Source organism: Enterococcus sp. DIV0756 (genome assembly GCF_051710745.1).
In the GTDB taxonomy this organism is placed as follows: Bacteria; Bacillota; Bacilli; order Lactobacillales; family Enterococcaceae; genus Enterococcus_A.
In genome coordinates this window covers 2,991,186-3,000,000 of record NZ_JBIOLF010000001.1, presented here as the reverse complement: position 1 = coordinate 3,000,000, position 8,815 = coordinate 2,991,186, and the positions used below count along the sequence as shown (strand labels likewise).

General features: G+C 43.5%; 6 protein-coding genes, 25 tRNA genes, 2 rRNA genes and 1 riboswitch (1 of these 34 running past the window's edge). Of the genes, 30 read left to right on the top strand and 3 right to left on the bottom strand.

Translation table 11 applies throughout. The annotated features are described in order from the left end of the window. The 30 genes from IGI44_RS14450 to IGI44_RS14305 all read left to right on the top strand — a co-directional run. Positions 1 to 298 (top strand): 23S ribosomal RNA (locus IGI44_RS14450) (it extends 2,614 nt beyond the left edge of the window). 74 nt (positions 299 to 372) lie between these two features. Continuing rightward, positions 373 to 488 (top strand): 5S ribosomal RNA (gene rrf, locus IGI44_RS14445). Between the two features lie 8 nt (positions 489 to 496). After that, positions 497 to 569: transfer RNA gene (locus IGI44_RS14440), tRNA-Val, on the top strand. A 3-nt stretch (positions 570 to 572) separates the two neighbouring features. Continuing rightward, positions 573 to 645, top strand: a tRNA-Lys gene (locus tag IGI44_RS14435). Positions 646 to 654: 9 nt separating this feature from the next. Beyond that, positions 655 to 736 (top strand) — tRNA-Leu (locus tag IGI44_RS14430). Positions 737 to 754: 18 nt separating this feature from the next. Further along, a tRNA-Thr gene (locus IGI44_RS14425) sits at positions 755 to 827 on the top strand. Positions 828 to 831: 4 nt separating this feature from the next. Further along, positions 832 to 903 (top strand) — tRNA-Gly (locus IGI44_RS14420). A gap of 22 nt (positions 904 to 925) precedes the next feature. Then, positions 926 to 1,011, top strand: a tRNA-Leu gene (locus IGI44_RS14415). 13 nt (positions 1,012 to 1,024) lie between these two features. Then, a tRNA-Arg gene (locus IGI44_RS14410) sits at positions 1,025 to 1,098 on the top strand. Positions 1,099 to 1,101: 3 nt separating this feature from the next. Beyond that, positions 1,102 to 1,175, top strand: a tRNA-Pro gene (locus IGI44_RS14405). A gap of 15 nt (positions 1,176 to 1,190) precedes the next feature. After that, positions 1,191 to 1,263, top strand: a tRNA-Ala gene (locus IGI44_RS14400). 14 nt (positions 1,264 to 1,277) lie between these two features. Further along, positions 1,278 to 1,351 (top strand) — tRNA-Met (locus IGI44_RS14395). Between the two features lie 14 nt (positions 1,352 to 1,365). After that, a tRNA-Ile gene (locus tag IGI44_RS14390) sits at positions 1,366 to 1,439 on the top strand. A gap of 15 nt (positions 1,440 to 1,454) precedes the next feature. Continuing rightward, positions 1,455 to 1,544 (top strand) — tRNA-Ser (locus IGI44_RS14385). 15 nt (positions 1,545 to 1,559) lie between these two features. Further along, positions 1,560 to 1,633: transfer RNA gene (locus tag IGI44_RS14380), tRNA-Met, on the top strand. 18 nt (positions 1,634 to 1,651) lie between these two features. Continuing rightward, a tRNA-Asp gene (locus IGI44_RS14375) sits at positions 1,652 to 1,724 on the top strand. Between the two features lie 5 nt (positions 1,725 to 1,729). Continuing rightward, positions 1,730 to 1,802, top strand: a tRNA-Phe gene (locus tag IGI44_RS14370). Between the two features lie 8 nt (positions 1,803 to 1,810). After that, a tRNA-Gly gene (locus IGI44_RS14365) sits at positions 1,811 to 1,881 on the top strand. Positions 1,882 to 1,895: 14 nt separating this feature from the next. Further along, positions 1,896 to 1,969: transfer RNA gene (locus tag IGI44_RS14360), tRNA-Ile, on the top strand. 10 nt (positions 1,970 to 1,979) lie between these two features. Next, positions 1,980 to 2,051: transfer RNA gene (locus IGI44_RS14355), tRNA-Glu, on the top strand. A 12-nt stretch (positions 2,052 to 2,063) separates the two neighbouring features. Further along, positions 2,064 to 2,153 (top strand) — tRNA-Ser (locus IGI44_RS14350). Positions 2,154 to 2,168: 15 nt separating this feature from the next. After that, positions 2,169 to 2,242, top strand: a tRNA-Met gene (locus IGI44_RS14345). Positions 2,243 to 2,260: 18 nt separating this feature from the next. Further along, positions 2,261 to 2,336, top strand: a tRNA-Asp gene (locus IGI44_RS14340). Position 2,337: 1 nt separating this feature from the next. After that, positions 2,338 to 2,408 (top strand) — tRNA-Gly (locus IGI44_RS14335). Between the two features lie 14 nt (positions 2,409 to 2,422). Next, positions 2,423 to 2,496 (top strand) — tRNA-Ile (locus IGI44_RS14330). 20 nt (positions 2,497 to 2,516) lie between these two features. Beyond that, positions 2,517 to 2,604 (top strand) — tRNA-Ser (locus IGI44_RS14325). A 13-nt stretch (positions 2,605 to 2,617) separates the two neighbouring features. Next, positions 2,618 to 2,689 (top strand) — tRNA-Glu (locus IGI44_RS14320). 110 nt (positions 2,690 to 2,799) lie between these two features. Then, positions 2,800 to 2,883: riboswitch (SMK box riboswitch) on the top strand. Next, on the top strand, positions 2,881 to 4,071 hold the full coding sequence (metK, locus tag IGI44_RS14315) for a methionine adenosyltransferase (RefSeq protein WP_438788439.1): 1,191 nt from the start codon (positions 2,881 to 2,883) through the stop codon (positions 4,069 to 4,071). (Overlaps the previous riboswitch by 3 nt.) A gap of 164 nt (positions 4,072 to 4,235) precedes the next feature. Then, a complete protein-coding gene (locus IGI44_RS14310; protein ID WP_438788438.1) occupies positions 4,236 to 5,714 on the top strand; it encodes an MDR family MFS transporter in 1,479 nt (492 codons plus the stop codon). 21 nt (positions 5,715 to 5,735) lie between these two features. Then, entirely contained in the window at positions 5,736 to 6,524 is a 789-nt protein-coding gene (locus tag IGI44_RS14305) for an alpha/beta hydrolase (RefSeq protein WP_438788436.1), read from the top strand. 47 nt (positions 6,525 to 6,571) lie between these two features. Here the strand turns inward: IGI44_RS14305 and IGI44_RS14300 are convergent, their stop codons facing one another. The 3 genes from IGI44_RS14300 to IGI44_RS14290 are packed head-to-tail and all read right to left on the bottom strand — an operon-like array spanning position 6,572 to position 8,747. After that, positions 6,572 to 7,135 (bottom strand): class I SAM-dependent methyltransferase, encoded by a 564-nt coding sequence (locus IGI44_RS14300; protein WP_438788435.1) that lies wholly within the window; start codon positions 7,133 to 7,135, stop codon positions 6,572 to 6,574. Further along, complete coding sequence (locus tag IGI44_RS14295) at positions 7,110 to 8,090, bottom strand: TIGR01212 family radical SAM protein (protein WP_438788434.1); 981 nt, start codon at positions 8,088 to 8,090, stop codon at positions 7,110 to 7,112. Before IGI44_RS14295 ends, IGI44_RS14300 begins: the two co-directional genes overlap by 26 nt. Beyond that, the gene (locus IGI44_RS14290) at positions 8,091 to 8,747 is read right to left on the bottom strand and encodes a phosphatase PAP2 family protein (protein ID WP_438788433.1); all 657 of its coding nucleotides are present in this window, start codon (positions 8,745 to 8,747) and stop codon (positions 8,091 to 8,093) included. Positions 8,748 to 8,815: the final 68 nt, after the last annotated feature.

Below are 8,815 nucleotides of genomic sequence, written 5' to 3'. Positions count from 1 at the left end.
GTTCGGTCCCTATCCGTCGCGGGCGTTGGAAATTTGAGAGGATCTGTCCTTAGTACGAGAGGACCGGGATGGACTTACCGCTGGTGTACCAGTTGTCTCGCCAGAGGCATCGCTGGGTAGCTATGTAGGGAAGGGATAAACGCTGAAAGCATCTAAGTGTGAAGCCCACCTCAAGATGAGATTTCCCATTTCTTTAAGAAAGTAAGATCCCTGAGAGATGATCAGGTAGATAGGTCAGGAGTGGAAGTGCAGTGATGTACGGAGCGGACTGATACTAATCGATCGAGGACTTAACCAATAAAATTGATTCACGGTTGTTTAACTGTTTCTGATCCAGTTTTGAGTGAACGACGTTTACTCAAAAAAACATAGTGTGGTGGCGATAGCGAGAAGGATACACCTGTTCCCATGTCGAACACAGAAGTTAAGCTTCTTAGCGCCGATTGTAGTGAGGGGTTGCCCCTTGTGAGATTAGGACGTCGCCACGCGAACTCATGGAGGTTTAGCTCAGCTGGGAGAGCATCTGCCTTACAAGCAGAGGGTCAGCGGTTCGATCCCGTTAACCTCCATTTGAGCCGTTAGCTCAGTTGGTAGAGCATCTGACTTTTAATCAGAGGGTCACTGGTTCGAGCCCAGTACGGCTCATAAGTATATGCGGGTGTGGCGGAATTGGCAGACGCACTAGATTTAGGATCTAGCGCCTTACGGCGTGGGGGTTCAAGTCCCTTCACCCGCATTTTATTTTTTTGTAGTTGCCGGCTTAGCTCAGTTGGTAGAGCATCTGATTTGTAATCAGAGGGTCGAGGGTTCAAGTCCTTTAGCCGGCATCGTGCGGAAATAGCTCAGTGGTAGAGCACCACCTTGCCAAGGTGGGGGTCGCGGGTTCGAACCCCGTTTTCCGCTTTCCTGAAGACCAGGGAAAAACGCCGGGGTGGCGGAACTGGCAGACGCACAGGACTTAAAATCCTGCGGTGAGTGATCACCGTACCGGTTCGATTCCGGTCCTCGGCATTAACTAAATAACGCACCCGTAGCTCAATTGGATAGAGTACTTGACTACGAATCAAGGGGTTAGAGGTTCGAGTCCTCTCGGGTGCATTTCGGGAAGTAGCTCAGCTTGGTAGAGCACTTGGTTTGGGACCAAGGGGTCGCAGGTTCGAATCCTGTCTTCCCGATAGCAATAAAATTTTGGGGCCTTAGCTCAGCTGGGAGAGCGCCTGCTTTGCACGCAGGAGGTCAGCGGTTCGATCCCGCTAGGCTCCATTTTTTATTAATAACGCGGTGTAGCTCAGCTGGCTAGAGCGTCCGGTTCATACCCGGGAGGTCGGGGGTTCGATCCCCTCCGCCGCGATTTTATTCGAGCCAGGACCTTTAGCTCAGTTGGTTAGAGCAGACGGCTCATAACCGTCCGGTCGTAGGTTCGAGTCCTACAAGGTCCATAGTGACTCTTTCATGGAGGATTACCCAAGTCCGGCTGAAGGGAACGGTCTTGAAAACCGTCAGGCGGGTAAAACCGTGCAAGGGTTCGAATCCCTTATCCTCCTTTTTAATATTATTATCGCGGGATGGAGCAGTCTGGTAGCTCGTCGGGCTCATAACCCGAAGGTCGTAGGTTCAAATCCTGCTCCCGCAATTAAAAACTAAAAATTACGGTTCCGTGGTGTAGGGGTTAACATGCCTGCCTGTCACGCAGGAGATCGCGGGTTCAAATCCCGTCGGGACCGTTTCTGGCTCGGTAGCTCAGTTGGTAGAGCAATGGATTGAAGCTCCATGTGTCGGCAGTTCGATTCTGTCCCGCGCCATCAGAGTTGCGGGTGTAGTTTAGTGGTAAAACCACAGCCTTCCAAGCTGTTGTCGCGAGTTCGATTCTCGTCACCCGCTTTAGTTTTTATGAAGGGCCTATAGCTCAGCTGGTTAGAGCGCACGCCTGATAAGCGTGAGGTCGATGGTTCGAGTCCATTTAGGCCCATTAAAATTATGGCCCGTTGGTCAAGCGGTTAAGACACCGCCCTTTCACGGCGGTAACACGGGTTCGAGTCCCGTACGGGTCATTATTTTTATTCGGAGGATTACCCAAGTCCGGCTGAAGGGAACGGTCTTGAAAACCGTCAGGCGGGTAAAACCGTGCAAGGGTTCGAATCCCTTATCCTCCTTTTTAATATTATTATCGCGGGATGGAGCAGTCTGGTAGCTCGTCGGGCTCATAACCCGAAGGTCGTAGGTTCAAATCCTGCTCCCGCAATTAAAAACTAAAAATTACGGTTCCGTGGTGTAGGGGTTAACATGCCTGCCTGTCACGCAGGAGATCGCGGGTTCAAATCCCGTCGGGACCGCCATGCGGGTGTAGTTTAGTGGTAAAACCACAGCCTTCCAAGCTGTTGTCGCGAGTTCGATTCTCGTCACCCGCTTTAGTTTTTATGAAGGGCCTATAGCTCAGCTGGTTAGAGCGCACGCCTGATAAGCGTGAGGTCGATGGTTCGAGTCCATTTAGGCCCATTAAAATCTTTTTGGTTTTTGGGGAAGTACTCAAGTGGCTGAAGAGGCGCCCCTGCTAAGGGTGTAGGTCGGGAAACCGGCGCGAGGGTTCAAATCCCTCCTTCTCCGTTTTTTAATTTATGGCCCGTTGGTCAAGCGGTTAAGACACCGCCCTTTCACGGCGGTAACACGGGTTCGAGTCCCGTACGGGTCATTCTGAGACGTTTTATACGTCTCTTTTTTTTGTTTTGGAACGATTTTCTATAAGTTTTCAGGTTTATTGCTGGTTTATTAGTGACAGGAGCTATTTTTCTGTTATAATCGAGTCGTTGCAAGTTCCCGATAGGCTCTGAAAAAGCTCAGAGATTCCTTGTAACCGAATAAAAATTAGGGGGAATAGTTATAATGGAAGAACGTCGTTTATTTACATCTGAATCAGTTTCAGAAGGACATCCAGATAAGGTTGCTGATCAAATCAGTGATGCTATTTTGGATGCAATTTTAGAAAAGGATCCGAAAGCCAGAGTTGCATGTGAAACGTCTGTAACGACTGGGCTTGTTTTAGTTTTTGGAGAAATCTCTACTTCGGCATATGTAGATATCCAAAAAGTAGTACGTGAAACGATCAAACGCATTGGTTATACAGAATCAAGATTTGGGTTTGATGGAGACAATGTAGCGGTTTTGGTCGCAATTGATGAACAATCACCGGACATCGCTCAAGGTGTGGATGATGCGTTAGAAACACGCGGTAAGGAAGAGTTATTGGATGATATCGGTGCTGGAGACCAAGGTTTAATGTTTGGTTTTGCGGTGAACGAAACGCCTGAATTGATGCCGTTACCTATTTCATTGAGTCATCATTTAGTGAAACGCTTGGCGGATTTGCGTAAATCTGGTGAAGTAGCATACTTTGGACCGGATGCAAAATCTCAGGTAACAGTTGAATACGATGAAAACGGGAAACCATTACGCGTAGATACGGTTGTTATCAGTACGCAACATAGTGATGCTGTTGATAATGAGACGATTCAAAAAGATGTAATGGAAAAAGTGATCAGACACGAAATTCCTGCTGAATTATTAGATGAGAAAACAAAGTACTTTATCAATCCGACCGGCCGTTTTGTAATTGGCGGACCTCAAGGGGATGCTGGATTGACAGGACGTAAAATTATCGTTGATACGTATGGCGGTTATTCACGTCATGGCGGTGGTGCCTTCTCTGGGAAGGATGCAACCAAAGTTGACCGTTCTGCTTCTTATGCAGTGCGATATATCGCGAAAAACATTGTCGCTGCTGGTTTAGCTGATAAAGTTGAAGTACAGCTTGCTTATGCGATTGGTGTAGCCCAACCTGTTTCTATTTCAGTAAATACTTTTGGCACAGCGAAGGTAACAGAAGAAGCATTGATTGGTGCAATTCGTGAAAACTTTGATCTGCGTCCTGCGGGAATTATTGAGATGCTTGATCTATTGCGTCCAATTTATAGTGATACAGCTGCTTATGGTCATTTTGGACGGACAGATGTCGATTTGCCATGGGAGCATACTGATAAAGTAGATGCATTGAAAAAAACTTTGAATTTGGAATAAAAATCGTACAGACATAATTTTTTTATGGAGTTCACGAGGCGGTTTCTATTGATCATTGATCGATAGGACCGTCTCTTTTTCTAAGCGATTTTGCTTAGTGTTTTGATAAACTAGGCAACTTTGAGTAGTATAGAAAAATTTTAGAGAAGAAATAGGAGGAAAAAATGAATAGAAAAACAAATGTGAAGGTTGTGACGGCAGGAATATTTATTGCGACGTTTATGTCGGCGATTGAAGGAACGATTGTGACTACTGCAATGCCCACGATCGTGGGTAGTTTGCACGGAATTGAGATTATGAATTGGGTATTCTCTATTTACTTATTAACTAATGCAATGATTACACCGATTTATGGAAAGTTAGCAGATAAAATTGGTAGAAAACCGATTTTTATTGTTGGAATCCTGTTATTTGTCTTAGGTTCTGCCTTATGCGGGATGTCTAATGAGATGTTGACATTGATCATTGCTCGAGGAATTCAAGGTATTGGTGCTGGTGCGATCATGCCAGTATCCTTAACGATTATTGCGGATCTTTATGATATTGAAAAGCGGGCCAAAGTTTTAGGGTTAACGAGTGCGGCTTGGGGTGTTGCTAGTGTGTTTGGGCCTTTAGCTGGTGGCTTGATTGTGGATACGGTCGGTTGGCATTGGATTTTCTTTATTAATGTGCCAATTGGCTTGGCTTTGATCGGCTTGCTGCAATATTTCTTTATTGAAGAGAAAAAGGAACATCAAGCGAAGAAAATGGATATTTTGGGCAGTTTATTCTTAGTAGTAACGCTCTTAAGCCTATTACTTGGTTTTCAGTTATTGGGAGACGAAGGCTTGTCATTATCTGTTGTTGCATTATTTGCAGTAAGTATTTTTTCACTGATCTTCTTTATTCGAACAGAAAAGCGTGCTGAAGATCCTGTAATCAATTTGAAGTTATTCAATAATAAAACCTTTGCGAGTGTGAATATTGTTGCTGCTCTGATTAGCGGATTTTTGATGGGCTTGGATGTGTATATTCCAATGTGGATGCAGGGTGTTTTAGGTAAGCCAGCAGGTATTGGTGGTTTAGTCTTAGCCCCGATGTCAATCGTGTGGATGTATGGCTCCTTTTTGTCAGGCCAGCTATTGCGTAAATATGCAGCCAAAAGGATTATCGCTGTCGGTTTGCTCATCATTCTTGCAGGGGGTGGAACATTAGTAGTACTGCCTCAACAAAGTCCTTTTTGGGTATTTTTCATTATTATGGGTATTTTAGGAATCGGCTACGGATTGTCTGTTACAACAACAACGGTAGAAGCTCAAGCTAGTGTACCAAAAGAAGAAATCGGTGTGGCTACCTCATTTAATACGTTGTCGCGTACGATTGGTCAGACCGTTATGGTTTCGCTTTTTGGAATTATCTTGAATGTTGCAAATGGCCAACAATTAGCGAAAGCTGGAATCACTGATTTAGATATTATGAATCGCTTGATTAATCCTCACACGGCTTTACAGATTGAGGCAGGATTGCGAAGAGAATTACGCAAGATTCTTTTTGACAGTCTCCATTGGGTTTATTTTGCCGGATTGCTACTGGTTATTTTTGCATTGATTTTTAGCTTTATGGTTGGCAAACAATCAAGAAGTGTTAAACTGAATGGAGAATAAAGAACTGGAGGCTCTAGCTGAATGGCTTTTTTACAAGTGAATGTTTATTCGAATGTTTTACAAATGGAAGTAGCAATGAACGTGATTTTGCCGCAAACAACACACAAGAAAATTGGAACAGAAACCACTGGTGTAACAGAAGATGTTCCTGTTTTATATTTACTACACGGAATGGGTGGAAACCATAGTGTTTGGGAACGGAGAACGTCGATTGAACGTTATGTGGCCGACTATCAAATGGCTGTAGTGATGCCTTCGACCGATTTAGGATTTTATACAGATACAACGTATGATATGAATTATTGGACGTTTGTTTCAGAGGAATTACCAACGATTGTGCACGAACTTTTTCCTCAATTGACTCATAAACGTGAGAGAACTTTTGCAGCTGGTTTGTCGATGGGAGGATATGGTGCCTTGAAGCTAGGCTTAGCGAAGCCAGAAAATTTCGCAGCGGTGGCTTCTTTATCAGGTGCGGTTGTTTTGTCCGATGTAGAAAGTTTATTATTGGTGCGAAATGAAGCTTACTGGCAAGGGATTTTTGGACCGCTGGATCAGCTACAGGGTTCGAAAAATGACCCGCTTCGTTTATTAGATGAACTAGTAGAAAGCGGGAAAGCTACACCGCGCTTCTTCTTAGCTTGTGGCACAGAGGATGATTTGTATCCAGCGAGTCAATACATGGCCCATAAGATGGAACAAAAGAATCTAGATGTCACCTTCGAAGAGGGGCCAGGTAAACATGATTGGGTATTCTGGGATACTTGGATTAAACGTGTGCTAGAATGGTTGAATGAAAAGAGTGACTGATCGTTTTTTGATCAGTCACTCTTTTCATTATCTATTTTGCGTAGCAATTAATCAGAAATAGCTTCTACACACAATAAAATCGGTGGATTATTCTTTTGATTGATAAATTGATAGTTCAGAACGCTAAATTTTTCTTGGGATAAAGCTTGGCAATAGCGAAGAACCTCATTTTTTTCAGCTTCTCCACCTTCATGACCATAGTAAATGACAATAATCATCCGTCCACCAATGGTCAATCGTTTTAGAATGGCCGACATAGCTTGCTTGGTAGTTTCGGGCAAGGTGACGATTTGCTTATCACTTTTTGGCAGATAACCAAGATTAAAAATTGCAGCCTTAATGGGTTGATCAGGGGAAATTTTTTCTTCAATCGTTTCATGTCCAGCAAGATATAGCGTTGTACGTTCGCTATAGTCAGAAGTTTTATCACGGGTATTTTGTAACGCCTGCTCTTGAATATCAAAAGCATAAACATGGCCAGTTGATCCAACTAATTCAGCTAAAAAAAACGTGTCGTTGCCATTGCCCATGGTTGCGTCGATCACGTGATCGCCTTCAGTTACTATTTCCTTTAGCAATTGATGACTATACCTCAGAGCAGTTAGCAGCATGCTTGAACGCTCCTCTCAAAGCAAATTTTCCTTGATAAGAATCACGACGAATCAATTCTTGATCGATCGCGTTTAAGACTTCCCATTTTTTTAAACTCCACATGGGACCGATTAATGAATCCCATGGAGCATCACCAGTCAAACGATGAATGATAATTTCTTGAGGAATCATCTCCAATTGATCGCAAATGACAGAGACATAATCGTCTTTACTCATCAGCTGTAAACGTCCTTCTGCATAGTCTCTAAGCATTTTAGTATTGCGCATCAAATGCAGGAGATGCAACTTGATCCCTTGGATATCGGAATCTAAAATCGTCCGGCGAACATTTTCCCGCATCATCTCTAAAGACTCACCAGGCAAGCCGTTGATTAAATGGGTGCAGACATTGATATTATGTTTGCGCAAACGTGCTACTGCATCTACGTAGGTTGGATAATCATGAGCGCGATTGATTGTCTCACTAGTGCTTTCATAAGTTGTTTGCAGCCCTAATTCAACCCATAAATACAAGCGTTGATTCAATTCTGCTAAATAGTCCACCACTTCTGGCGGCAAACAGTCGGGACGAGTACCGACCGAGAGACCGACTACACCGGGAAGATTGACAACTTGTTCAAAACGTTCACGGATGATTTCTACAGGTGCGTGGGTATTAGTAAAATTCTGAAAATAGACGATGTATTGATCGACGTGCGGCCATTTTTGATGCATCATGTCGATTTCTTTATGGAACTGTTGAGGCAGCGGATCGCTTGGCGCAACAATCATATCGCCAGAACCAGATACGCTGCAGAAGGTACAGCCGCCATGGGCAACCGTACCATCACGATTGGGACAATCAAAACCGCCGTCGACTGGAACTTTAAAAATTTTTCCGCCAAATTGCTGGCGTAAGGCGTAATTCCATGAATGGTAACGTTTGGTTGGGTCATCAGTATATTGAAAGGTCATTTAATTTCTCCTAATCGCTTTTAAATCATAAACGATTTTTTTCTCTTTGTAGTAAGGATAGGTGAATAACAGCCAGCTGCTCCCTAAAAGTACACCAGCAAGAACATCACTAGGATAATGAACTCCGAGATAGACGCGACTGATTACAATACTTAAGATCAATATGCCAACAATGATCTGAGCAATCAAGCAGGATTTTTTTTCTTTAAAGAATAAAGCCATGACAAAAATTAATGTGCCATATAATAAAGTGCTTGCTGTTGCGTGTCCACTAGGAAAACTAAAACTGTGTTCCGTCACCATATGAGGTAAGAGTGTCGGACGCGCACGATGGAAGAAAAGTTTCAATAAATGATTGCCAATGCCACTAATTAACGCCATATTAACAGCCAGCCAAAGAGCAGTAATTTTTTGCTTATTGAAATAAAATAAACCGACAAAGACAACTGATAGAATGACAACAGTAATTGGATTAGCAAATTTTGTCACCCATAAAAAGTAGCCGTTCATTTGCGGATAGAGTTGATGGACCGCATAGATGATGCCGCGGTCAAAACCATTTAACGTTTCTGGATAAAAACGGACGATGTAACACAGTGCCGCAAAAAACAGCAGGGTAAAGCTGCCGATTAATTGATAGATTGATTTATTTTTCATTGTTTTCTCTGATTCATCCTTTCTAAACAGAAGTATTATATCATGTTTCGACTAATGGACAATTTTTT

Bases quoted from the DNA above. Each gene is read 5' to 3' on its own strand.
- metK (WP_438788439.1), top strand. From the start codon at position 2,881: ATGGAAGAACGTCGTTTATTTACATCTGAATCAGTTTCAGAAGGACAT.
- IGI44_RS14310 (WP_438788438.1), top strand. From the start codon at position 4,236: ATGAATAGAAAAACAAATGTGAAGGTTGTGACGGCAGGAATATTTATT.
- IGI44_RS14305 (WP_438788436.1), top strand. From the start codon at position 5,736: ATGGCTTTTTTACAAGTGAATGTTTATTCGAATGTTTTACAAATGGAA.
- IGI44_RS14300 (WP_438788435.1), bottom strand. From the start codon at position 7,135: ATGCTGCTAACTGCTCTGAGGTATAGTCATCAATTGCTAAAGGAAATA.
- IGI44_RS14295 (WP_438788434.1), bottom strand. From the start codon at position 8,090: ATGACCTTTCAATATACTGATGACCCAACCAAACGTTACCATTCATGG.
- IGI44_RS14290 (WP_438788433.1), bottom strand. From the start codon at position 8,747: ATGAAAAATAAATCAATCTATCAATTAATCGGCAGCTTTACCCTGCTG.